The 20,574-nt window shown below is 64.0% G+C and carries 27 protein-coding genes; 16 read left to right on the top strand and 11 right to left on the bottom strand.

The annotated features are described in order from the left end of the window. Nucleotides 1-27: 27 nt before the first annotated feature. The 3 genes from AC4D14_RS05245 to AC4D14_RS05235 are packed head-to-tail and all read right to left on the bottom strand — an operon-like array spanning nt 28 to nt 2,513. Complete coding sequence (locus AC4D14_RS05245; RefSeq protein WP_490900546.1) at nt 28-684, bottom strand: cyclase family protein; 657 nt, start codon at nt 682-684, stop codon at nt 28-30. Beyond that, nucleotides 681-2,093: a purine-cytosine permease family protein gene (locus tag AC4D14_RS05240; RefSeq protein ID WP_490900545.1), complete on the bottom strand. Its 1,413-nt coding sequence runs from the start codon at nt 2,091-2,093 to the stop codon at nt 681-683. The genes AC4D14_RS05245 and AC4D14_RS05240 overlap by 4 nt, the downstream gene beginning before the upstream one ends. A gap of 9 nt (nt 2,094-2,102) precedes the next feature. Continuing rightward, complete coding sequence (locus tag AC4D14_RS05235) at nt 2,103-2,513, bottom strand: YybH family protein (protein ID WP_490900544.1); 411 nt, start codon at nt 2,511-2,513, stop codon at nt 2,103-2,105. Nucleotides 2,514-2,644: 131 nt separating this feature from the next. Between AC4D14_RS05235 and AC4D14_RS05230 the strand changes: the two genes are divergently transcribed. Beyond that, nucleotides 2,645-3,310 carry an alpha-ketoglutarate-dependent dioxygenase AlkB family protein gene (locus AC4D14_RS05230; protein WP_490900543.1) on the top strand — a complete coding sequence of 222 codons (666 nt, stop codon included), beginning with the start codon at nt 2,645-2,647 and terminating at the stop codon, nt 3,308-3,310. Between the two features lie 9 nt (nt 3,311-3,319). Here AC4D14_RS05230 and AC4D14_RS05225 read toward each other — a convergent pair whose 3' ends face one another. Beyond that, the gene (locus AC4D14_RS05225) at nt 3,320-3,757 is read right to left on the bottom strand and encodes a GNAT family N-acetyltransferase (protein ID WP_490900542.1); all 438 of its coding nucleotides are present in this window, start codon (nt 3,755-3,757) and stop codon (nt 3,320-3,322) included. A 387-nt stretch (nt 3,758-4,144) separates the two neighbouring features. On the opposite strand from AC4D14_RS05225, the gene AC4D14_RS05220 reads away from it, so the two are divergent. Both AC4D14_RS05220 and AC4D14_RS05215 read left to right on the top strand, forming a co-directional pair. Beyond that, nucleotides 4,145-5,389, top strand: coding sequence for an alpha-hydroxy acid oxidase (locus AC4D14_RS05220; RefSeq protein ID WP_490900541.1), 1,245 nt, complete (start codon nt 4,145-4,147; stop codon nt 5,387-5,389). A gap of 181 nt (nt 5,390-5,570) precedes the next feature. Next, nucleotides 5,571-5,894 carry a hypothetical protein gene (locus tag AC4D14_RS05215; RefSeq protein WP_490900540.1) on the top strand — a complete coding sequence of 108 codons (324 nt, stop codon included), beginning with the start codon at nt 5,571-5,573 and terminating at the stop codon, nt 5,892-5,894. 87 nt (nt 5,895-5,981) lie between these two features. Here AC4D14_RS05215 and AC4D14_RS05210 read toward each other — a convergent pair whose 3' ends face one another. Next, nucleotides 5,982-6,284 (bottom strand): DUF4193 domain-containing protein, encoded by a 303-nt coding sequence (locus AC4D14_RS05210; RefSeq protein ID WP_490900539.1) that lies wholly within the window; start codon nt 6,282-6,284, stop codon nt 5,982-5,984. A gap of 256 nt (nt 6,285-6,540) precedes the next feature. On the opposite strand from AC4D14_RS05210, the gene AC4D14_RS05205 reads away from it, so the two are divergent. From AC4D14_RS05205 to AC4D14_RS05190, 4 genes are all read left to right on the top strand, one after another. Then, nucleotides 6,541-7,050, top strand: a complete 510-nt coding sequence (locus AC4D14_RS05205; protein ID WP_490900538.1) for a MarR family winged helix-turn-helix transcriptional regulator — start codon at nt 6,541-6,543, stop codon at nt 7,048-7,050. A gap of 169 nt (nt 7,051-7,219) precedes the next feature. Beyond that, nucleotides 7,220-7,483 carry a hypothetical protein gene (locus tag AC4D14_RS05200; RefSeq protein ID WP_490900537.1) on the top strand — a complete coding sequence of 88 codons (264 nt, stop codon included), beginning with the start codon at nt 7,220-7,222 and terminating at the stop codon, nt 7,481-7,483. A gap of 1,149 nt (nt 7,484-8,632) precedes the next feature. After that, nucleotides 8,633-9,280 carry a hypothetical protein gene (locus AC4D14_RS05195; RefSeq protein ID WP_490900536.1) on the top strand — a complete coding sequence of 216 codons (648 nt, stop codon included), beginning with the start codon at nt 8,633-8,635 and terminating at the stop codon, nt 9,278-9,280. Next, a complete protein-coding gene (locus AC4D14_RS05190; protein ID WP_490900535.1) occupies nt 9,280-9,507 on the top strand; it encodes a helix-turn-helix domain-containing protein in 228 nt (75 codons plus the stop codon). Before AC4D14_RS05195 ends, AC4D14_RS05190 begins: the two co-directional genes overlap by 1 nt. A 7-nt stretch (nt 9,508-9,514) precedes the next feature. Here the strand turns inward: AC4D14_RS05190 and AC4D14_RS05185 are convergent, their stop codons facing one another. Beyond that, nucleotides 9,515-10,135: an ABATE domain-containing protein gene (locus tag AC4D14_RS05185; RefSeq protein ID WP_490900534.1), complete on the bottom strand. Its 621-nt coding sequence runs from the start codon at nt 10,133-10,135 to the stop codon at nt 9,515-9,517. A 99-nt stretch (nt 10,136-10,234) separates the two neighbouring features. On the opposite strand from AC4D14_RS05185, the gene AC4D14_RS05180 reads away from it, so the two are divergent. The 4 genes from AC4D14_RS05180 (at nt 10,235) to AC4D14_RS05165 (ending at nt 13,325) form a co-directional block, all read left to right on the top strand. Then, nucleotides 10,235-10,777, top strand: coding sequence for a carboxymuconolactone decarboxylase family protein (locus tag AC4D14_RS05180; RefSeq protein WP_490900533.1), 543 nt, complete (start codon nt 10,235-10,237; stop codon nt 10,775-10,777). 285 nt (nt 10,778-11,062) lie between these two features. Continuing rightward, nucleotides 11,063-12,004, top strand: coding sequence for a LysR family transcriptional regulator (locus AC4D14_RS05175; RefSeq protein ID WP_490900532.1), 942 nt, complete (start codon nt 11,063-11,065; stop codon nt 12,002-12,004). A gap of 186 nt (nt 12,005-12,190) precedes the next feature. After that, entirely contained in the window at nt 12,191-12,841 is a 651-nt protein-coding gene (locus tag AC4D14_RS05170; RefSeq protein WP_490900531.1) for an isochorismatase family protein, read from the top strand. 178 nt (nt 12,842-13,019) lie between these two features. Then, nucleotides 13,020-13,325 carry a DUF4193 domain-containing protein gene (locus AC4D14_RS05165; RefSeq protein ID WP_490900530.1) on the top strand — a complete coding sequence of 102 codons (306 nt, stop codon included), beginning with the start codon at nt 13,020-13,022 and terminating at the stop codon, nt 13,323-13,325. A gap of 55 nt (nt 13,326-13,380) precedes the next feature. Here the strand turns inward: AC4D14_RS05165 and AC4D14_RS05160 are convergent, their stop codons facing one another. Beyond that, nucleotides 13,381-13,701, bottom strand: a complete 321-nt coding sequence (locus tag AC4D14_RS05160; protein WP_490900529.1) for a hypothetical protein — start codon at nt 13,699-13,701, stop codon at nt 13,381-13,383. Nucleotides 13,702-14,027: 326 nt separating this feature from the next. Between AC4D14_RS05160 and AC4D14_RS05155 the strand changes: the two genes are divergently transcribed. After that, complete coding sequence (locus AC4D14_RS05155) at nt 14,028-14,690, top strand: alpha/beta fold hydrolase (protein WP_490900528.1); 663 nt, start codon at nt 14,028-14,030, stop codon at nt 14,688-14,690. Here AC4D14_RS05155 and AC4D14_RS05150 read toward each other — a convergent pair. The 3 genes from AC4D14_RS05150 to AC4D14_RS05140 all read right to left on the bottom strand — a co-directional run bounded on the left by AC4D14_RS05150 (nt 14,623) and on the right by AC4D14_RS05140 (nt 16,289). Further along, nucleotides 14,623-15,036 carry a hypothetical protein gene (locus tag AC4D14_RS05150; protein ID WP_490900527.1) on the bottom strand — a complete coding sequence of 138 codons (414 nt, stop codon included), beginning with the start codon at nt 15,034-15,036 and terminating at the stop codon, nt 14,623-14,625. The two genes, AC4D14_RS05155 and AC4D14_RS05150, sit on opposite strands and share 68 nt — an antisense overlap. 299 nt (nt 15,037-15,335) lie before the next feature. Next, on the bottom strand, nt 15,336-15,926 hold the full coding sequence (locus tag AC4D14_RS05145) for a hypothetical protein (RefSeq protein WP_490900526.1): 591 nt from the start codon (nt 15,924-15,926) through the stop codon (nt 15,336-15,338). 78 nt (nt 15,927-16,004) lie between these two features. After that, the gene (locus AC4D14_RS05140) at nt 16,005-16,289 is read right to left on the bottom strand and encodes a hypothetical protein (RefSeq protein WP_490900525.1); all 285 of its coding nucleotides are present in this window, start codon (nt 16,287-16,289) and stop codon (nt 16,005-16,007) included. A gap of 64 nt (nt 16,290-16,353) precedes the next feature. On the opposite strand from AC4D14_RS05140, the gene AC4D14_RS05135 reads away from it, so the two are divergent. From AC4D14_RS05135 to AC4D14_RS05120, 4 genes are all read left to right on the top strand, one after another. After that, nucleotides 16,354-17,226: an IS30 family transposase gene (locus AC4D14_RS05135; RefSeq protein WP_490901506.1), complete on the top strand. Its 873-nt coding sequence runs from the start codon at nt 16,354-16,356 to the stop codon at nt 17,224-17,226. A 26-nt stretch (nt 17,227-17,252) separates the two neighbouring features. Then, a complete protein-coding gene (locus AC4D14_RS05130) occupies nt 17,253-17,774 on the top strand; it encodes a barstar family protein (RefSeq protein WP_490900524.1) in 522 nt (173 codons plus the stop codon). A gap of 427 nt (nt 17,775-18,201) precedes the next feature. Continuing rightward, the gene (locus AC4D14_RS05125; RefSeq protein WP_490900523.1) at nt 18,202-18,567 is read left to right on the top strand and encodes a hypothetical protein; all 366 of its coding nucleotides are present in this window, start codon (nt 18,202-18,204) and stop codon (nt 18,565-18,567) included. A gap of 1,343 nt (nt 18,568-19,910) precedes the next feature. Then, nucleotides 19,911-20,126: a helix-turn-helix transcriptional regulator gene (locus AC4D14_RS05120; protein WP_159620314.1), complete on the top strand. Its 216-nt coding sequence runs from the start codon at nt 19,911-19,913 to the stop codon at nt 20,124-20,126. A 224-nt stretch (nt 20,127-20,350) separates the two neighbouring features. Here the strand turns inward: AC4D14_RS05120 and AC4D14_RS05115 are convergent, their stop codons facing one another. After that, a complete protein-coding gene (locus tag AC4D14_RS05115; RefSeq protein WP_490900522.1) occupies nt 20,351-20,554 on the bottom strand; it encodes a hypothetical protein in 204 nt (67 codons plus the stop codon). Nucleotides 20,555-20,574: the final 20 nt, after the last annotated feature.

The following is a 20,574-nucleotide window of genomic DNA, read 5'->3' as shown; positions in this document are numbered from 1 at the left end:
GCTCCTGCCCCGAGTACCGTTAATCGGTCAGGGCAAAATGGCGACCGCGCGCACCGGCGACCCGTCGAGCCCCGCCAGCCGCAGCGGCAGCGCCGAAAACAGCGGGTCCGGCCAAGTCACAGCGTCGAGGTTCGTAAGGTTCTCGACGATCGCGCCTCCGGCCCCGAGGATCACCGCATGGACCGGCAGCTCAAGGGGCGCGCCGGGCTCGGCCGGAAGTGTCCGGTCCGGGTTCAGGGTGTCGACGCCGATGACGCTCACCCCAAGGTCCAGGAGGCGGGAGGCGATGTCGGCGGAGAGCACGGGATGTTCGAGGTACATAGCGGTACCGAAGTGACGGGACCAGCCGGTGGAGAACAGGACGATGGTTCCCGGGCGCACCCCGCGGAGCTGGTCCTCGACGTCGGACCACTCCACGGTGGCGTTCCGCCCCGCCGACTCGGCCCGGACCACGAGGGCCGGGCCGTGGAGCTGCGCGAGCTCCAGCTCGTCAACCGCGGCACCGCCGGTCACCGTGTGCAGGGGCGCGTCGACATGGGTGCCGCTATGCGTACCGAGATGGAGCTCGGCCACCTGGAACCCGTCCGCGGAAAGCGTTGCCGCGAGCATCGTGTTCACGAAAGGGTCACCCGGAAAAACCTGCATGCCGGCGGTGATGGGCTGGCTCAGGTCGACAACCTTCACGCGGTGCCCTGTCCCGCCTCGGCGAGGTGCTGCTGGCCGTGGCCGGTGCGGGCGATCTTCCGCCTCAACGCCGCCCAGCCGACGTAGAGCGCCGCGGAGACGACGAAGGTCGGGATCGTTGCACCGAGCGGGCTCGGTGCAACGTAGGTGAGCAGCAGGGACGATGCGGCGCCGATCACCCAGACCACCACGGCCGCGGCGTTAACTCCGCCCTGGTACCAGTAGTCGCCTCCCTTGCCCTTGAGGATGTCCCGGGAGTAGAAGCCGCGCTTCACGATGTAGTAGTCAACGAGCATGATGGCGAAGACGGGAATGAACAACGAGCTGATCACAACGAGGAAGCTGGTGAACTGGTCGAGCAGGTCAAGCCATGTTGCGCCGAGGATGGAGATGGCGCCCAGGATCAGTGCGGTGGGAAGGAACTTAAGCCGGGTCGACGGGACCATGTTCACCACCGAGGACACCATGCCGTAGACCACCATGGTGTTTGTCGCCATGACGGACAGAAAAATCACGACGGCGAGCGGTGCGCCGAACGCCGCAACGATGACCGTCGGGTCGAACGCTGTTGCTTCCCCGCCGCTCAGGACCACGTACGCGATGGCGGTTGCCCCAAGGCTCATGGCGAGCACCGTCGAGAGGATGTAACCGATTCCCGATCCGATCATGCCGCCTGCCTGCGAGCGTGCGAGCCGGTTGAATTCCGCCGAGAGCACCGTCCAGGAGATGGCGGTGGCGATCACGATGTCGAGCACCACGATTCCCGTCATCCCCAGCGCGGGGTCCGCGGGCAGGGCGGCGAAGTCGGCGGGCGGATATGAGGTGAATGCGGTGATGAAGACGTAGGCCATGATGCCGAGGATCACGAGCGCGAGCCACGGCTCGACCTTGGCGATGCCCGCATGCCCGAAGATGGCAAGGGCGACGACGAGCAGCTGGCACAGCACGGAGAAGAGCACTGGGCTCGAGAAGCCGGTTGCCTGCTCAACGAGGAAGTTGACGGTGACGCCGGCGAGCATCGCCTGGACCCAGCTCCAGCCCATGAGAATGAGGACGTTTGCGGCAACGGGAAGGAACGATCCACGCAGCCCGAAGGACCCCTTCGTCAGGGACATCGTGGGCAGCCCGGTGCGGGTTCCCATGTTGCCGACGAGCACGAGAACCGCGCCGCCGATGATGGTGCCCAGGACGATCAGGCCCAGCGCCAGCGGCCAGGACACCCCGGGAACGAAGAGGGTTCCGGTCAGCAGCGTCGTGACGACGAGGTTGGCTGCGAGCCAGATCATGCCGATTCTGCCCAGAGGCAGCGTTCCCTTGATCGGGCCGTAGCCTTCGGAATTGTTGTCGAGCTGGGTGGACAGCCGCGACCATGCGCTGCCCCGGGGTTCTGTGTGCTGTGGGAGGGACATGTTTCTGCCTCAGTTCGAAGGGGAAGGCACTGGGGAAAGGTGTTCGTGGATTGCGAGAATGCGCCCGTCGGCGGTCCTGCGGAAAATGATCGTTTCGCGTTCATTCACCGTTTCCTCGGCTCCGCCGGACCGCGTGGTGGTGCGCACGTCGTGTGCGAAGACGGCGGTGTCTCCGCTGAGCTGGATGAGCGCATTGCTGCTTTCGCAGGCAATCACCCGCCATCCCGACGCCAGCCAGGACTGCCAGAGCTCCTCGTAGGCCGCCCGGGTGTCGAGGCGGGCGGCCTCATTGTGGAAGATGAAGCTGGCATCGGGCGAGAAGGCCCCGAAGTACGCCTTGGTATCGGTGGCGGCGAAGGCGCCGACGAGCGCTGCTGCTGCGCGGTGCACGTCGGCCGGGGTCAGGGGATCCTGCTGCATAAGCGTGGCTCCGGGATTGAGGAGTTGATCTGGGTGCAACTTCTGTTTACAAAAGTGTGAAGTGATGTGCGCAACATTGTCAACGGACTTTTGTACCCCGGACGGGCTGGCGGGTACGCGAGAATTGCAGGATGAGCTCTTCGCTTGATTCGCTGCTGCCGCGCGAGCGCGCCGACATCGCCCCCGGCGCGGTTCACATCCCGGACTGGCTGACGCTTGACCAGCAGAAGGAACTCGTTGCGGCATGCCGCCGCTGGGCCGCTGGGCCGGTACCCATGCGTGCGGCGCGGATGCCCAACGGGGGCGTGATGTCGGTGCGCACTGTGTGCCTGGGCTGGCACTGGCAGCCCTACCGGTACAGCAGGACCGCGGACGACGTCGGCGGCGGACCGGTGGCACCCTTCCCCGACCCTTTGGGAACGCTGGGCAAGAGCGCCGTTGCCGCAGCGTTCGGGCCCGACGCAGCAGCCGGATATGCCCCGGACGCCGCACTCATCAATTTTTACGACGCCGCGGCCAAGATGGGAATGCACCAGGACAAGGAGGAGCTGTCGCCGGAGCCGGTAGTCTCGATCAGCCTCGGGGATTCCTGCGTTTTCCGTTTCGGCAACGCCGACACCCGGGGCAAACCGTGGCGCGACGTAGTGCTCGAGTCGGGCGACCTTTTCGTTTTCGGCGGCCCTGCCCGCTTTGCCTACCATGGCGTGCTCAAGACCGCGCCCGGAACAGCGGACCCCACTCTCGGGCTGACGGGCCGGCTAAATATTACGCTGCGGGTCACCGGACTTACCGGCTGACCCGGCGCCCTACCCCGAAGCCCTCGCCCCTTGCTGTGCCATGCGCGCGGCGGTCATCAGCTTGAAGCGGCGCCGCTGGCGCGGTGGGAGCAGGGCAAGGTACTGCGGGTTGGCCCGCAGAAAGTCCTGGGCCTCGGGGCAGTACGGAGTCACGGCCAGGCGCCGGCGATGCGCGTTGAGCAGCACGGATTGCATGAGGAAGGGCTCCAGACCCATCTTGCGGAACCGCGGATCGACCACCGCATGAAGCAGCAGTACGTCTCCGCCCCGCATCTCGTACTGGACGTATCCCGCCATGATCCCGTTTCGGTAGAGCTCAAACCGGGAGAAAAGGGCGTTGTCGCGGAAGACTTCGCGCACTCCCTCGGGTTCGGTCCTTGGCTCGACGATCGATTCGCGCCGTTCAAGTTCGACGACGAGGGCCTCGTACTGTTCGCGGGTTTCCATGGTTGGGAAGTCACAGTCGAGAAGCTGGTAGGTTCGGTTGCACAAAGTGCGCAGCTGCCTCGTGGGAACGGTTGAAAGATCGGCGGGAAACTCTGCCTCATCGCCCTGCCGGGTCGAAGGCAGTGCGAGCCGGGAAGTCCTCGTCCAGGATCCACTGCTCGAATTTTCACCCACGAAGGGCTGCTGTGGGTGGTCGAGTACTTGCGGGAAATGTTCCATGGGTTTTGCTCCACAATGGTGCGTCCAGGGCCTCCTGCTTGACCGTTCGTGAAGTCTAGTTCACATTCTTCAAAAGGGAAAGGTCAGGGTGCTGAGGATCCCTTCCGTTCTTGTTTGAATGAAACCAGCGTGCTGGAAACAGCCCCAAGGCAATAGAAATGACGCTTTATGGACAGCTCTCTCCCTCCCGCCCTCCGACGCCGTGTGCCCAAGGTTTCCGACCTGACGCCGCTGATCCGGTTCCGCAGACCGGAGTTCGGAGCGCAGGCCCGGCTACGGCGGGCCAGCACCATCTGGGACCTGCGCAGCATGGCCCGCCGCCGCACACCCACCGCCCCCTTCGACTACACCGACGGGGCGGCGGAGGGCGAAGTGTCGCTTGCCCGTGCGCGGCAGGCCTTCCGGGACGTTGAGTTCCAGCCGAGCGTTCTCCGCGGAGGAGGAGCGGTGGATGCGCGCACGATGATTTTGGGGGCGGAGTCGGCCCAGCCCTTCGGCATAGCGCCGACGGGGTTCACGCGGATGATGCACTCGGAGGGCGAATACGCGGGCGCCCGCGCGGCCGAGGCCGCAGGCATCCCCTACACCCTCTCAACGATGGGCACGGCGTCGATCGAGGACGTCTCAGCGACGGCGCCCGGCGGCCGCAACTGGTTTCAGCTGTACCTTCTGACCGACCGCGACCGCTCAATGGAGCTGATTACCAGGGCGGCCGCGGCCGGGAACGACACACTGATGGTCACCGTCGACACTCCCGTCGCCGGCGCCCGCCTGAGGGATGTCCGCAACGGTTTGACCGTCCCTCCCGCCCTGACCCTCAAGACGCTGGTTGACGCCTCATACCGCCCCTCCTGGTGGTTCAACTTCCTGACCCATGAGCCGTTGTCCTTCGCTTCCCTCTCCCGCTACCCCGGCACGGTGGCCGAATTGATCAACTCGATTTTCGATCCGACGCTCAGCTACGACGATCTCGACTGGCTGCGCGGTGTCTGGAAGGGGAACCTTGTGGTGAAGGGCATCCAGACCGTCGACGACGCCAAACGCGCGGTGGACCACGGGGCGGACGGCGTCGTCGTCTCCAACCACGGCGGCCGGCAGCTGGACCGCGCCCCTGTGCCCCTCCACCTGCTCCCCGCGGTGGCGGCCGAGCTGAAGGGGAAAACGTCAATCCTCTTCGACACAGGAATCATGAGCGGAGGTGACGTCGTGGCCGCCGTGGCGCTCGGAGCCGACTTCACCCTGATCGGCAGGGCATACCTGTACGGGCTGATGGCGGGGGGCCTGGCAGGGGTTCAGCGAAGCCTGGAAATCCTCAGCACGGAGGTGGCCCGGACCATGCAGCTTCTCGGCGTGAACGGAATTGCCGAGCTGAATCCGGATCACGTCCGGCTACCGCGTACGCCATTGGATTAACCGCTCTTTTCCAGATCCGCGGCGGTCTGTATGACCCAACGGCCGGGGCCGCAGGACCACGCGATCACCGTCCCAGATATCAATCTGATATCGAACCCTTCCTGCACCGAATTTTGACGCTAGCATTCAGAAAGCGGCGCGCCGGTATGCGTGTTTTGATTGAGGGTCTGGGGACATCACAATGCAAAAGAAACGGGTGCAGTACCCGCTTAATTACCGGCGCGCCCGGACACTTCTTTTTGCCGTTGGGGCTTTTTGGTTATGGGTCTGGTTTGGAAGCGCAGGGCTCGTCTCGGCCGCCTCTGACACTCCGGCCCACGCGTTCCTCGCGATCTACGCCCTGAGCGCCGCCATTCTGGTGTCGCTCCCCGCCGCGGTGCTCGCCGCCGCCTGGATGCTGGTCAACCGGCCGGCCGCTCGGACCGGGAGCGTCCACCGACTCCAGGCGCGCCCGCCCGCCTCCGATGGTGCCGCGCACTGGTGGTACGAGAACAGGGCGTCCTAAAACACCCGCCTGCTGTCCCGGGAGCGCAAACCAAAACGGCGCTCCCAAGTGGAGCGCCGCCGAAAGTGGACTGGTGAACGTGCTGAATCAGCCCTCACACTCGTTGCAGTATTTCTGCCCGTTCTTTTCAAGGGCAATCTGACTGCGGTGGCGCACCAGGAAGCACGAGGCACAGGTGAATTCGTCCTCCTGGGGCGGAATGACCTGAATCAGAAGCTCTTCCCCGGAGAGGTCCGCCCCGGGAAGGTCAATGCCCTCCGCGGTGTCGCCGTCCTCAATGTCCACTGAAGAAGACTGCGCGTTGCTGCCCCGGTTCGCCTGGAGCGCTTCGAGGGACTCGGCTTCCTTGTCCTCGTCGTTATTCCGCGGTGCGTCGTAATCCGTTGCCATGCCGGTGCCGTTCTCCTGGGGGTGTTGCGCTAATGAAGCCTGTTGCAGCAACCGAGTCTAACCGTAAATGGTAGGCCCGTTGACACGATGGCGAGGATATGCCGTGACTCTTGTCATATCAGTCAAACCTCCCTCACCCACTCCGGGTGCGCCCTCCAAAAGCCCCTCCGCCCGACCCGGCAGCACGTGCTCACCGGCTCTTCCCGGAAAGGTAACGCTAAGCCCCCCGAAATACCAGATGGGCTAGCATTACGCTATGGCGACGAAGCTTCCGGAACCAGCCCCAAGCTACTGGTTCACAGCGGACGAGCAGCGCGACCGCGGGCTTGATGTTCTACGCGCGCTTCGCGATTACCGATCATCGGAAACGGCGATGCGTCGACGCACGCGGGACGCCATGGGAATGAACGAAACCGACCTGCTCGCCGTTCGCTTCCTCCTTCAGGCCGATCAGGCCGGCCGAGCGATCGGCCCCAAGGAACTAGGGGCAAGGCTCGGAATATCGTCGGCCTCGACGACAACTCTCATCGACCGGCTCGTCAAGAGCGGTCACGCCCGGCGCGAGGACCACCCCAGCGACCGCCGCGCCCTCGTGATCAGGCCGACCGCAACCTCGGATCACGAGGTGAGGGCCACCCTCGGGGGGATGCACGCCCGGATGATGGCGGTCGCGGCCTCCCTCAGTGATGAGGAAGCCGAAGTAGTGGTTCGGTTCCTGACAAGGATGCGTTCGGTCCTCGACGAACCGGATACCGTCCGCTCATAAGCGCCCTGCGGAGGGCCGACGTCGTCGACGTGCTCAATCCCAGCTGGCATGGTGCCGCTGGGACTGCCGGAACCCTCTGCCATGATTAAGTTCTGCGTGATTGGAAAGAGATCCCGCCGTCTCAGCGGCGGGCCCGCCGGCGCGTTGCCGGGACAAGACAGGGGGAGCCATGGAAGACGAGTCGCCGCCCGTCACGGACGTCGCGGGAACCTTCACCCCCTGGCCGCGTCCGGTTCCGGCGCCCGTGCTGGGTACGGCGAAGAAGGCACTTCTGATCCTCATGGCCGTAACCGTTGTGCACCAGTTCGTGCCCGCCGGAGACGCCGGCTCTATTGCCAGTGAGCTCTTTACCATCGCCCTTCTCATGTCTTGGCTCTCACCTGCCAGGAGGGTGCTCGCCCGCGTCTCCGCACGGCGCGGACCCCGCGGCTAGGAGCACTGCCCGGCACAGGCCCGGGGAGGATCGGGCGCACGGCGCTGGTTGACCGGCAAGAGTCCAGCCATTACTGGTAAAGCGGGATAAAAGCAAGCACTGGCGGGCAGTCGAATAAAGCAGCGCCACTAGCTACGGTGACAGTGCAGGGGCAACCGTCCTGCAGACTCGGAGAATGTGGTGGGCGGCACGGAGAACTGGATGAAGCGCGGCACAACGGTCCTGGCTCTTTGCGCTGCCCTCCTCACAGCGGGTCCTGCGGCGACCGCCACCAGCCTGGTCACTCCGTCGCAGACAACGGACCCGGCGCCGCCGCCGCAGCCAGGCTTCGAAACGCCCGTCCCTCCCTTTGAGCCCCTTCCAACGGTTCCGCCGGGCGAGCCCATTCCTTTCCCGGAGTTGCCGGAGGTTCCCACACCTGCACCCGAGCTCCCCGTCCCGACCCCGGAGGTCCCCACTCCAGCCCCGGAGGCGCCAACCGCACCGCCGGTGGACCCAGCCCCGGCACCGGTGGCCCCTGCGCCTGCGCCCGTAGTGCCTGCCCCTGTAGTGCCGGCGCCTGCACCGTTGGCTCCGCAGGAGGCCGGCCCGCCGGCAATCATCCCGAATCAGCCGGCGCCAGCGCCTACGCGCGCACAGGAGAAGCCGCGGCCCCGCTACACCCTCGCGCCGTCGCCTGAACCGGAGCCGACGCCCGCAGCAACGGCTCCGCGTGCGGAACCATCGGATGAAGCATCAGCGGAGGCTGTGGTGGTCAGTGGCCCGGAAGCACCCCGCCCCAACTTTGACCGTATGGCAGGTGTCGGCGCGACGCTGATCCTTGCAATCGGCGCCCTTGCCGGGTTCATCGCCTACTGGAGGCAGCCCGAACCGGAAACCGACTAGCCACCCCGCCGACTGAACTCGCGGGGCCGGCTGCGCCCGGGACGCCCTGATCCGCTCTACCCTTGGGGACGACCACTTCCGACGACGGCTGAGGGTCGCTCAACCCATGGAGGTAGCCGTGAGAGTGGGACCGCACCCGACTGCCGGATCACCGGCCGCGCCGGTGGCCTCACCTGACGGCCTGTCCCCGTCGACCCGGGTGCCTTGACCGCACCGGCACGCCGCAATAGGTTATCGAATATCGTTAACTAACTAGGAGCGGACATGGCCTCTGCCGGGCGGAAATCCACCGTAATACCACGCCGCAAACCAGCGCAGATCGTTTCGCGGCGCGACGCCGTCTTCTACATGGTGCTTGCCGTTCTTGCGGGAGCGCTCAATACCGTGTTCATCAGCTCAACCATCCGTACCCTTCTCACCGGCCCGGTCACCCTGGATCTCCCGCTGAAGAACGTTTCACCACCCCGGGTCGACGGCAGTGCCGAAGCGGTTCTTGGCGCGCGCTACAGCACCGCCGAGGTCGCCTTCGCAGGTCTTCCGTCCTACGAGGCGGGCCTGCTGGCCTCATCCGCGGCGCTGAACGGAGTCATCGTGCTGGCCATCTCGGTCCTGGTCTTCGTGTTGTGCCGCCGGCTGCGGGCGGAGCGGCCATACACCGAGGGATCGGCGCGGGCCGTCGGCATCACCGGAATCGTTGTGGCCACCGCCGGCACCTTGGAGCAGGTCCTGGATGCCGCGGGACGGAGCCGCCTCGTTGAGTATTCCGGGCTTTTCCCAGCCAACACTGGATCCGGCTACTTTGTCCTGGATCTCAATCCGGCACCTTTGGTCATCGGAGTGGTCATGTCGCTCTTCGCCGCCATCACCCATCGTGGACGCCGCCTTCAGGACGACGTGGACGGCCTCGTCTGATGCCGGCCGACGAGGCCAGGATCCACTGCCGTCTCGACGAACTGCTCGATGAGCGGAACATGACCCTGACCGAGCTCAGCGGGCGCGTGGGGATCAGCCTGGTGAACCTTTCGGTGCTCAAGAATGACAGGGCGAAGGCCATTCGGTTCTCAACGCTGTCCGCGGTCTGCGAGGCCTTGGAATGTCAGGTGGGTGACCTCCTGGTCCTCGCCCCTTCATCCTCCTGAGCGGGAATCAACCCGGGAGCACCTCATCCGCGGCACGGTTGGTCCGCTTGTAATAGGCACGTGCAGCACGGACGCGCATCCCGCAGGCGGGCGTACACCATTCCCGCCGGGGGTGGTCCTTGAGGAAGAACAAGTAGCATCCCGGCGCCTGGCAGTCCCGAAGCAGGGCACTCCGCTCGCCGGAAAACAGGTCGACGGCGTCGCGCGCGAGCGCCGAAAGCGCGGCCTTCGGCGCCTCGCCTTCCGCACGGGCCGACTTCTTCAGTGTCCCGTCCGGCGCCATGGCGAGGACCGGGGAGGCTGGCGCCAGTGCGGCGGCGCAGTTCAAGACATGGACCGGCTCTCCGGCAGGGCTCTGGCCCTTGGTGAGGTCCTCGACGATATCTCGGATAGCGGAGCGCAGCTCGAGGTACTGGCTGAGGTCGCCCTCCCCCGCCGCGGCGAGCTCCTCATGCGCGAGCTCGACTCCATCGAGGCGCGGCGCTACGACGGCGGTCCAGGCGCCAACGTCCTGCGGTGAGGCAAGTCCTTCCCGGAGCTTCCCCCGCACCGCGTAGTAGGTATTTGCAAGGTCAAGTGCGGGGGAGTCCCCAATGACCGGGGCTCCACCCTCATACTTCAGGGCCATGTTCTCATGATAGCAGCAAGTTGCATGCGTGAGAATAGTGTGCTCTACTTGATCTCACGGTTGCAATACCGAATAAACGTTAGATACGAGGAGAAAATCATGACCCGCATGCCAATGATCCAGCTTGAAGAGGCCACTGGAGTTCAGGAAACCCTGCTGTCGCAGGTCAAGAAGGGCATGGGCGTTGTGCCGAACATGACCAAGGCGATGGCGAACAGCCCGGCCGCCCTTAAGGGTTACCTTCAGCTCTCCGGCGCCCTCGCCGGCGGAGCCCTGGGCGCCAACACGCGGGAGCGTCTCGCCCTGGCCCTGGCCCAGGCCAACGAGTGCGACTACTGCCTCTCGGCCCACACCATGATGGGACCCAGCGCCGGCCTGAGTGCAGAGGATATCCGCGACGCCCGCAAGGCCTCCGCTTCGGATGCCAAGACCGACGCCATCTTGAAGTTTGCCCTCGCCGCCGTCGATAACCGCGGTGGGGCCACCACCGAGCAGGTCAATGACCTCCGCGCCGCCGGAGTGACCGATGAGGAGATCGGCGAGATTGTCGCGGTCATCGCGCTGAACACGATGACCAACTTCTTCAACAGGATCGCGGACACCGACATCGAGTTCCCCGTCGTTCGCGCCTCGGAGCTCTAGGAACACCAGCGGCGATCCATCAACGTCGCCGACGCGCGAAGTACTGCATAAAGGAGGTGGCCGGGCAACCCGGCCTCCTCCTTCGCTGTTTAACTCCCCGGTGCCGCCTTCGTGGTGAAGCCGAAACCGAACCCGCCGCGGGCGAAGCGTAACAATCCCACCCTGTCTTCGAGGCGCTGAATTCCGGCGCGATATTCGGCTACGGTTTGAGGGGGTCGCCATCAAACTTCCGCCGCGCCTCGGGCGGAGCCACGCTGGAATGAGCAGACCGTTGAGGGGCGGGCCATGGACCTCGACCTGAGGAAGCTGCGGTACTTCGTCGCCGTTGCCGAGCACGCAGGATTCCGGCGTGCGGCCGACGCCCTCCACGTTGCGCAGCCGGCCCTCACACGCCAGATCCGGTCGCTGGAGCGTGAGTTGGACGTTCAACTCTTCATCCGCACGGCGCACGGAAGCGCACTCACCCCCGCCGGCATCCAGCTCCTCGATGAGGCCAAGCCCCTCCTTGCCGCCGCCGCGGCCATCAAAGGCAGGGTCAGCCGAGCCGGCGCTGCCCCCAGGCTGACCATTGGATTCGCCCCCGGCATCCGCATCGCCCCGGTGATCAAGGCGTACGGCCGCCTGCACCCCGACGTCGCCATCGAATTCCTCAGCACGCCCGCCGACGACCAGACGCGCCTGATCCTGGAGGAACGCGTTGACGCCTGTTTTCTGCGGCTGCCGATAGCCCGCGATGGGCTGACGCTGGTTCCCCTCTTCGAGGAGCGCCACGTCGTCGCGCTTCCCGCCGGCCACCCGCTGACCCGCCGACACCATGTGACAGTGCGGGATCTCATCGGACTTACGCTGCTGCAGGACCCCGACGGCGTGCCCGAGCTCCGTGCCATCAGTCCTGTCCCCCTCGGCCGCCGCGAACCCTCCCCGGACACCAGGGCCATTCCGGGCGCGGGAGTTGAAGACCAGCTCGAACACGTCGCGGCCGATCGCGGCGTCGTCGTCCTTCCGCAGTCGATAGCTGCGCTCTACTCCCGGCCGGGGGTCGTGTACCGCGATGTCGACGGGCTTGCTTCAAGCTCGGTGGTGCTCGCGCGGGGCGCGGCCACGGACACCGCGGAGGTGCGTCAGCTGACCGAGCTTGCGGTGGCGATGATGCGCCCGCACGACGTCCATCGGGCGGTTCCCGGTTCGTCCTCATCCGCCCGGAACTCCCACGCGCGCTCTGCGTAACCGCCGTCCGGAGGCGGAGTGCACCGCCCTGGAACCCGGTCGCGGTGATGCCCCAGCGGCATAGCCTGCTCCGGAAACGGGTATTAGACGCGGCGCCGCCGCGGACCGAGGATGGGAGGGCGACGGACCCGGCCTCGATACCAGGGCTGCCTTTCTCCACCTCATTGCATCGTTTAAGGAGCCGCAATGCAGTTCAGTGCCTCTGATACGGCAGTCCTTGTAACCGACCCTCAGAATGACGTCCTGCGTGAAGGCGGCGTCGCATGGGATCTGATCAAGGACAGCCTCAAAGCCAACAACACAGTCGAGAACCTCGAAAACCTCCTGGGGACGGCGAAGGAGCGGGGCTACCTCCGGGTGATCTCCCCCCACTACTACTATCCGACCGATAAAAAATGGGAGTTCGGCGGCCCGATCGAAACGATGATGCACGAGAGCAACATGTTCGCCAGGGTCGGCCCGCTCACCACCGAGGGGTTCGCCGGCTCGGGTGCGGACTGGCTGGAGTCACTGGCGCCGATCATCAACGACGGCGAGACGATCATCTGCAACCCCCACAAGGTCTTCGGTCCCGGAACCAATGATGTAGTTGTCCAACTTCGCAAACGCGGCATCAAAAAGGTGATTCTTGGCGGGATGCTGGGGAATCTCTGCATGGAATCACACCTTAGGGAACTGCTCGAAAGCGGCTTTGAGGTTGCTGCAGCCACTGACGCGACGGCATCCCCCGTCCATCCCGAACTGGGTGATGGCAACCTGTCGGCCCAAATCAGCTTCCGGTTCCTCGCAAATGCAGCACTATCAACGAAGGAGGCAGTTGCCGCAATGCAGGGCTGAGCGGCCAGCCGGATGTGCGGAGCAGGGGCAGCCCCTACGTATCTGCCCCTGCTCCGCCCGCGTCACTTAAGGGCGCATTCGATTCGCGGTTTCGCCGTTTCGGGCACCGCTGTCATGGGGCGTGCAGTTCTCACATGTAATCTGGTGGGCGACCGATACAAAGGAGATCCCCCACATCATGGCAACTGACTACGACGAGCCACGCGTCAAACCCGAGGACCAGCCGGCGAACGAATCGCTTGAGGCAATCCAAGCCCAGCGCAGCGCCACCACCCAGACTGCAGTCATCGACCTCGAAGAAGCTGAAAGCGCCGACGGTTTCGAGCTCCCCGGCGCGGTGCTCGTCAATGATGAACTGCTGATTGAGGTGGTGCCGGTCCAGGAGGACGAATTCACCTGCATGTCCTGCTTCCTGGTCCACCACCGCAGCCAGCTCGCCCGCGAGAAGAACGGCGATAGGTACTGCCGCGAGTGTGAAGGCTAGCCCCCGCCTTCCGCAGTGAGCATGCCGCAGCAACTACCCGCTTAGCCCAAATGGGCTACAGCGGGGAGCGGCCGCGCATCTCGTTGTTCAGCCGCTGGGCGAGGGGGTCATACGGGACGCTGTTGGCGTCGTAACCGTCGAGCCAGATCAGCCCGCGGCCGTCCTCATTTTTTTGGACAAGGGTGATCGCGTACCACCGCCCGGCCGCGTTCTCCTCTGCCCACTGCTTCACTTCGGACAGGATCGCACCGGAGATGTCGAATAGTTCGCTGTTGCTGCCGAACCCAGGGCCGACCCTGTCGAAAAAGTAAACGCAGTAGGTGTTGCGGTGCTCTTCCCACCGGCCGTCACCCTCGTATGCCGGAACAACTTCCATCCCCGCACCATACTCTTTCCGGGCATGCCGCGCCGGTCCGTTCTGCTTGCGGCAGCGCCTTCACTCGGTGGATGGACGACGCCGGGGCATCTGGTGCGGAGCCTACCGCCCTGATGGTTCAGGGAGTGGCGCCGGGATCGGTTCTTGATCGAATCGCCACCGTTCAAGCGCCTAGGTCATCCCCGCCGACTTCACGCGCCGGTTGAGCGGCACGATGTCCGACTCCGGCGGTGATATGGGCCGCCTCGATATGAGCAGCCTAAACGTCGCAGGGCGCGGGTACAGTGGCCGCATCCGCCCATCGATCGCCTGGAACGGGGAATCTTATGGCAACTTTCGCGCTCATCCACGGCGGCGGTTCCACGGCGTGGGACTGGCACCGCGTTGCCCCGCTCCTCAAGGGTGCGGGGCACGATGTCGTTGCCGTCGACCTTCCGATCGAGGACGACAACGCGGGCCTCGAGGAGTATGTCGCCACCATCGGGGCCGCTGTGGGCGCGGCACCGCACGTCATCGTCGTCGGACATTCCCTCGGCGGGTTCATCGCTCCCCTGGCCTGTGAGCAGCTCGACGCCGAAGGCCTCGTATACCTCGCGGGGATGATTCCGTTGCCCGGTGAGAGCTTCGCCGACTGGTGGACGAACACCGGCCACGACGGCGAGACCATCGACGACGATCCTGACGTCGTCTACTTCAACGGCGTCCCTGACGCTCTTGCCCGTGAAGCGCAGGCGCGGGAACGGGATCAGCGCGGCGATTGGATGTCCCGGCCATGGCCGGCGGATCGGCACCCAGCAGTACCCACTCGGGCGATCCTGTGCTTGGAGGACCACCTCTTCCCGCCGCCTTTCATGAGGCGCCAGGTGCGCGAACGGCTGGGGATCGAGCCGGTTGAGATCGGCGGTGGGCACTATGCCACCCTCAGCCAGCCGGATGCCGTTGCCGCTGCGTTGGTCGACTTCGCTGGGCAGTTGGCGGCAGCATCGTAGGAGAATGTCCCCTTGTGCCCGTGGCCCAGGTCGAAGTCTGCTCCTTCTTTTTGGCCGCGGCGCCCTTGAGCGATTCGAGAACAGCTGCGAGCCCAGGCAGGATGATCAGCAGGACTGCTATCCCGAACCCGAAGCTGATCTCGGCGGTCTTGTTTCCCTCAGGAGAGGTGCTTCGCGTGTAGTCGAAGAACACCAGCGGCCCGAATGTGGTGCGGAACGTTTCGGCCGCAGAAGACGCGTGGATGGAAACCGTCCATAGAAGCAAACCAACGGCCAGCACCAGACCGATGGAAAACACCTGAATGAATGCGCGGACAACGCGGGGACCGGGTGCCCTGGGTTTCATCGCCGCACTCCGTCCGGAAACTTCTTCACTCCTTGCTGCTCCATCATCTATTGCTCCTTCGTTGTGCGGCCACGAACACCAACCGCTGCCCCATTGATTCCCGAATGATGCCACACCAACCAGCCGCCCGGGGTGGGGTGGGCCTGGCTAGGGTGAGGGTCGCTTCGAGTCTTATGCCAGCCTTGGGCGCATTGGGTCACGTTCTTCACGGATATGGGATCGCCGCGAGTGCGCGGGCCGTGGCGGATAAATTCACCAACACACGATCTCAATGACTGCCCGATATGCCCTGCGTCCGGCTACCGCTTGACGTCGCTCCAGAAGCCCTGGCTGCGGTGCGCGGCTTCGAGGACCGCTCCGGCGTCCAGGGTGAGCGTCGACTCCGGAATCCCCAGTACTGGCCCTTCGACGGCGAGGATGAGTTCTCCGGCCGGCGGCAGCGGGTACAGCCACAGATCTATCGACCCGGTGATGGTGCTCTCGGTGGCCCCTGACTCCGCCTGCATCATCAGCACGGGCCCCCTCACGGGTTCCTGTCCGGCCCAGGGGAGTGCATCCGTGGCGGACTTCCGTCCGCTGGCGTCCCGGATCCCGAAGCGCAGCGTCTGTCCGCTCCGTCGGTCCTGCCCCATCCAGCGGTCCAGCAGGGCGTTCCATTCGGCGTCGGATCGGGCCCCTCGGCGGAGCATCCAGCGGATCCGGATCGAGCACCCTGACGAGTAGGCCTCGAGGTGGGACACGCCCACGGATACGTCATCACCGCGCCAGAGGAACCTGCCCTCGGGAAGGACGGCAGGCAGTTCATCGGAGGGTGGCCGCACCCAGTCCAGGTTCCGTTCGGCATGCCGTGGCGGAGGCGGCGGGGGCTGCACGTCGTCGAAGAAGCTCACCGCCCCAGTCTCACAGCGTTGTCAATGGGGTTCCCGCTTGCGCCTCCGGCGTAACTTGGGCCTTCAAGTCCGGTTCGGTCACGTGGACCTGCTGTCCCCCGAGGAGCGCCGTGCGTTCTTCCTCGCCTCCCATTCTGCCTGGCGGGCATCCTGCCACTGATCGAACGTCATGGCAGTGGTGCCGGCGGGCAGATCTTCAAGGTACTTGTCGTACCGGTAGTTACTGCAGGAGAGCGGCCCGAGCAAATCCTCGGTCAGATCCTTGTGGGTGCTTGGGGTGATCGGCTCCGGGCCGGCGGCGTGGCGCAGACCTTGAGGAACGACCTCGAAAGCAATCGCACAGCGGACGGGGAAAGCGCGCATGTCGCGTCAAGATCCGCGGCAACAGTGGAGCTTAGGGGAATCGAACCCCTGACCTTTTCTCACCATCAAGCGCGAACTCGACCGCCACCGTGACAGTAAGGGCCGCTACCTTCCCCAAGTCGCCGACCATGACGCGCATCGGCAGCGGCGCCGACCACGGCAACGCAAACTGCAGACGAATCCGCGCCTGCGGGCACTGGTGCAGACCAAGCTCACCAGCCGCTGGTCCCCGGAGCAGATCTGCGGGTGGCTGGCTCGAATGTTTCCCACCGAATCGGGCCTGCGCCTGTGTCCGGAGACGATCTACCAGGCACTGCTGTTCGGTGACGACGGCGGGCTGAGGACCGATGCGAGACCGCAGCTGCGCACCGGCCGGAGGATCCGCAAACACCGGTGGCGGAGCGGCCCGGGCCACGGCGCGACCGTGCAGAACATGACGATGATCAGCGACAGGCCAGCGTCAGTCGAGACCAGGACCGAGGCCGGCCACTGGGAAGGAGACCTCATCGTTGGACCCGGCTCCGCATCGGCCATGGTGACACTGCTCGAACGCAAAACCCACTACGGCATCATCCTCAACCTCCCGACCGGACACACCACCGCCCTAGCCAACCAGGCGATCATCGCCGCCATGTCGACCCTGCCGGCCCACCTGAAGCGGACCCTGACCTGGGATCAGGGCGTGAAAATGGCCCGGCACCAGGACTTGGCCGCCGCCACCGGGCTGCGGATCTACTTCGCCGAACGCTCCAGCCCCTGGCAGCGCGGGGCCAACGAGAACTTCAACGGACTGGCCCGCCAATACTTCCTCAAAGGCACCGACCTCTCCGTGCGCTCCGACGACCACCTCCAACTGGTCTGCGAGGAGCTCAACACGAGGCCGCGAAAAAGCCTGGACTTTCAGAGCCCAGCAGTAGCCCTCCGAGCCGAATACTGAACCAACACGAGGCTAGAGTAAAGCCCATGGCGACCTGGGACCTGGCTGATGAGCTGAACCATCCCCTCGACTTTCGTCTCATTCAGAACGGGTTCGTTAGTCTGTTCTGCCGGCGGGCGATACTGGACGAGGCGATCTCATGGCTCCGGCAGCACAGCTACAAGGTGACGTACCTGGACGCCGCATCGTGGCGATCGGACGAAGATATGCACCGCGACATCGCTGATGCATTAGATTTTCCCGCGTACTACGGGCGGAACCTCAACGCCCTCAACGACTGCCTGAGCGACGTAGCAACACAGTCCTACGGCTGGACCGCTGCGGACGCGGGCTTGGTTGTCGTGATTGATGGGTATGACCATTTCGCGAAAAGGGATGCGAGAACGGCTCATCTTCTCCTGGACATCTATGCCAGGCAAGCAGCCTACGCTGCACTATTTGGACACCGCCTGATGTGCCTCGTTCGAACCGATGACCGCCGGATTGAAGTCCCCCGGGTTGGGTGCGCCCCGGTCATGTGGAACCATCAGGAATTTCTCAGATGCTAAATTGCGAACGCCCTCGTGCGTTCTATTCCGGGCGCCACGCCTTCTAGCGATCGAGCTGGCCAAAGGATGGCACTTCAACAGTCAATCCCTCCGATTGTCGCTAGTTTCGAGATGAGACGGCAAAATCGCCTCATATAGGCCCACTGTTGCGTCGACCACTCCAATCCGCCTACCCCGGGCGGGACAGTTTTACGGGCGGGATATACGCGACTCGGCGGCATAAGGTTCTATATAGGATTCTCGGCGGCAGTCAGCTCGGGAAATTGTGTTGCGGTGAGGGAACGGCTTACGGGCGAACTCGTTGGTACTCGGCGAGGTCACTCAGGAAACCAAACTTCGGGTTGCTAATGCACTACTCGTTCGATTCGGGATAACCTGCAAAAGGGGGAGAACCCGATAATTTCATTCAGGTAGGGGTAGTAGGAACATGAAGCGTGAACCGATACAAAAGATCAGCGCACGCTGCGACTCCCCACTCTCAGCTGAGGAAGTCTTGGCGGCGGTGAGCGAAGCGCTCAGTGAGGAAAAGGTCACCCTTGATGCGGGATCCGGCACCCTGGAAGTACGGAGCGGATCAAATTCCAAGTACCGGATGTGGGGAGAATCTCTCAGCGGGTATAAAAACTTCCCAGTCGCTCTCACACCGAAGGTGCATGATTCGCACACTGGCTCCACAGTCGACGTCAGTGCATTTGATACTTTCGGGTTCCGCTTGGTGGATCAACCCTTAATGGGCGCCGATGCGACGCTCAAATCAAAACTGGTTGACCTGGTGGTGCCTCGAACGCAGTGAAGCCGCGCAATCCCGGTTGGTCCTAGTTGTCAGTTCCGCTACGTTCTTCGCGCAGGAGGATCGTCCTACGCGACTAAGAGCTCGCTTCAGTCGGCTTGCTGCGGGTCTTCCTCGGAGTATCGATATTCATGGCGAAGGGTCTTGATCTGCTTGATCGCCGTGAATATCAGAAGAGGCCCAAGGACAAGAGCCACAACGGCTGCGATAGTCGCCTCGGTGGAGGGCTTCCAAAAGGCGAGAAACACCAACGCAATGGTGAGCCCCCCCAAAGCTATGCTCTGCATTGTCCACCAAATCGTCCCGCGGCGTACCGTCGGATGCGTCCAATTTTCAGTCAAGAGATCTCCCGCTGGTCAACGAGGCCTGCAATGTTCCGCCTTCAATTCTCGAGCCTAGTCGAACGGATGCTTTTCTATTGGTTCAATAACCGCGACAGCACGGTTGTCGCCCTGAGCCCGTCCGGGAGAGTGTCCTTTGAGGGATCGGTTTATGCGGCAGGCCCATTTTTCTCCGTTGCCGGCTCTAAGGCAGCCGCAGCGCCGGAGAAAGTTGGTAAACGAGTGGGTGCATTACGGTGCAGGCCGCGCTAGTTTGAGGCATGAACAAGTCGAGCCCGCTCTTCAGTAAACGGAACGCCGTTAAGGGGCAAATAACCGCTGGTGCGATGGCCCTCATCGGCTTCGGCATGTTCCTGGGTGCATTCATTCAGGGTGAATCCCTGACAGGTACCGCCTTCAGTCTGGCTTGGGCATTGTTCTCGACAGGCATCTCGATCACCTTGTTTTGGTTAGTGGTATATCTTCGTCTGGCCCGGAGACGGTAAGCCGGGGAACACGCTCCCCTGCCCGTTCGAGTCGCCCGCAAACATGTCCGCTGAGGGATCCCTGAGTGGGAATCACTGCCTACAAGTGCTCCGGACTTTCCAAGGAGCGAATATATGCCGCGCTTCCACTGATTGTTGGCGTGTAGCGCTCAGTGTCAGAGGTGAGAACGAAGTCCACCACTAGATCGAGAAGCGAGGCGATGGCTTCGTCTGGCTGTCCGGCAGCATGAAGAGCGACCGCCGCTATACCTGCAGCCCTCGCCCGGCCAGGTGATGCATCCAGCCCTAGCGCACCAGCCACCTCACACCTCTGGCATCCAAGGCAATCGCCGTGAGTGCCGACTCACGTCCAGTCATATCGAACGTTGGATTGCCCCCCCCTTCCCGAGCACGTGCAGGGCCCCGGTGGCGCCGCTGGCAGCAACTTTTCAAGTGTCCGTCATGCCGTCCCGACCCCCTGCTCCCATGAACTGAGAACAGACCTTGCCCTTGGGCCGGCAACTACGACGGAAAGAATTTCATGACTACCACCCCAGAAAGCAGCAACACTGCGGAAGCTGCCGACGATCAGTGGCTGACCCCGAAGGACATTTGCACCCAGCTACAAATTCCAGAGCAGACGTTCTACCAGTGGCGGGTCAAACACCTCGGCCCCCGCGCGTATCGAATCGGAAGGCATCTTCGAATCAGCCGCACCGACTACGACTCCTGGCTCTCTTCTCGATTGGAAACCTAAATGTCTCCCAGGCCTCCTCTACCGCTCGGAACATGGGGGAAGATCAGCCGGAAAAAACACCCGAATGGCCGCTGGCGTGCGACGATAAGATACCGCGACACTGACGGCATCACCCGCACCGCGGAAGCCTGGGGAACCAGCGGAGCCGCCGCCGAGCGAACCCTTGTCACTTCATTTCAAGATCGGCGGGCCCTATCTCAAGTGAAATTTCCAGGACTACTCGGCTATCCGAGCTCAGCGATCTGTGGTTCGAAGAAATTGAGAACAATGGTCGCGCGGGCCGAAGGACCATCGATGGCTATCGTGACACCTACAGGCGTGTCATCGAGCCCGCACTGGCCGGACTCCGGCTGCACGAGCTGAGCACCGGCCGTATTGACCGGTTCCTCAAAGACGTCGCCGCAGACCACCCTGCCACCGCACGTCATTCCAAAATCATTCTGACCGG

Source organism: Arthrobacter sp. TJ-254 (assembly GCF_058269175.1).
Note: the sequence above shows the minus strand (reverse complement) of the source record. Positions and strands in the feature narration are given on the sequence as shown.

Bases quoted from the DNA above. Each gene is read 5' to 3' on its own strand.
- AC4D14_RS05240 (WP_490900545.1), bottom strand. From the start codon at position 2,093: ATGTCCCTCCCACAGCACACAGAACCCCGGGGCAGCGCATGGTCGCGG.
- AC4D14_RS05235 (WP_490900544.1), bottom strand. From the start codon at position 2,513: ATGCAGCAGGATCCCCTGACCCCGGCCGACGTGCACCGCGCAGCAGCA.
- AC4D14_RS05230 (WP_490900543.1), top strand. From the start codon at position 2,645: ATGAGCTCTTCGCTTGATTCGCTGCTGCCGCGCGAGCGCGCCGACATC.
- AC4D14_RS05225 (WP_490900542.1), bottom strand. From the start codon at position 3,757: ATGGAAACCCGCGAACAGTACGAGGCCCTCGTCGTCGAACTTGAACGG.
- AC4D14_RS05220 (WP_490900541.1), top strand. From the start codon at position 4,145: ATGGACAGCTCTCTCCCTCCCGCCCTCCGACGCCGTGTGCCCAAGGTT.
- AC4D14_RS05215 (WP_490900540.1), top strand. From the start codon at position 5,571: ATGCAAAAGAAACGGGTGCAGTACCCGCTTAATTACCGGCGCGCCCGG.
- AC4D14_RS05210 (WP_490900539.1), bottom strand. From the start codon at position 6,284: ATGGCAACGGATTACGACGCACCGCGGAATAACGACGAGGACAAGGAA.
- AC4D14_RS05205 (WP_490900538.1), top strand. From the start codon at position 6,541: ATGGCGACGAAGCTTCCGGAACCAGCCCCAAGCTACTGGTTCACAGCG.
- AC4D14_RS05200 (WP_490900537.1), top strand. From the start codon at position 7,220: ATGGAAGACGAGTCGCCGCCCGTCACGGACGTCGCGGGAACCTTCACC.
- AC4D14_RS05195 (WP_490900536.1), top strand. From the start codon at position 8,633: ATGGCCTCTGCCGGGCGGAAATCCACCGTAATACCACGCCGCAAACCA.
- AC4D14_RS05190 (WP_490900535.1), top strand. From the start codon at position 9,280: ATGCCGGCCGACGAGGCCAGGATCCACTGCCGTCTCGACGAACTGCTC.
- AC4D14_RS05185 (WP_490900534.1), bottom strand. From the start codon at position 10,135: ATGGCCCTGAAGTATGAGGGTGGAGCCCCGGTCATTGGGGACTCCCCC.
- AC4D14_RS05180 (WP_490900533.1), top strand. From the start codon at position 10,235: ATGACCCGCATGCCAATGATCCAGCTTGAAGAGGCCACTGGAGTTCAG.
- AC4D14_RS05175 (WP_490900532.1), top strand. From the start codon at position 11,063: ATGGACCTCGACCTGAGGAAGCTGCGGTACTTCGTCGCCGTTGCCGAG.
- AC4D14_RS05170 (WP_490900531.1), top strand. From the start codon at position 12,191: ATGCAGTTCAGTGCCTCTGATACGGCAGTCCTTGTAACCGACCCTCAG.
- AC4D14_RS05165 (WP_490900530.1), top strand. From the start codon at position 13,020: ATGGCAACTGACTACGACGAGCCACGCGTCAAACCCGAGGACCAGCCG.
- AC4D14_RS05160 (WP_490900529.1), bottom strand. From the start codon at position 13,701: ATGGAAGTTGTTCCGGCATACGAGGGTGACGGCCGGTGGGAAGAGCAC.
- AC4D14_RS05155 (WP_490900528.1), top strand. From the start codon at position 14,028: ATGGCAACTTTCGCGCTCATCCACGGCGGCGGTTCCACGGCGTGGGAC.
- AC4D14_RS05150 (WP_490900527.1), bottom strand. From the start codon at position 15,036: ATGAAACCCAGGGCACCCGGTCCCCGCGTTGTCCGCGCATTCATTCAG.
- AC4D14_RS05140 (WP_490900525.1), bottom strand. From the start codon at position 16,289: ATGCGCGCTTTCCCCGTCCGCTGTGCGATTGCTTTCGAGGTCGTTCCT.
- AC4D14_RS05130 (WP_490900524.1), top strand. From the start codon at position 17,253: ATGGCGACCTGGGACCTGGCTGATGAGCTGAACCATCCCCTCGACTTT.
- AC4D14_RS05125 (WP_490900523.1), top strand. From the start codon at position 18,202: ATGAAGCGTGAACCGATACAAAAGATCAGCGCACGCTGCGACTCCCCA.
- AC4D14_RS05120 (WP_159620314.1), top strand. From the start codon at position 19,911: ATGACTACCACCCCAGAAAGCAGCAACACTGCGGAAGCTGCCGACGAT.
- AC4D14_RS05115 (WP_490900522.1), bottom strand. From the start codon at position 20,554: ATGACGTGCGGTGGCAGGGTGGTCTGCGGCGACGTCTTTGAGGAACCG.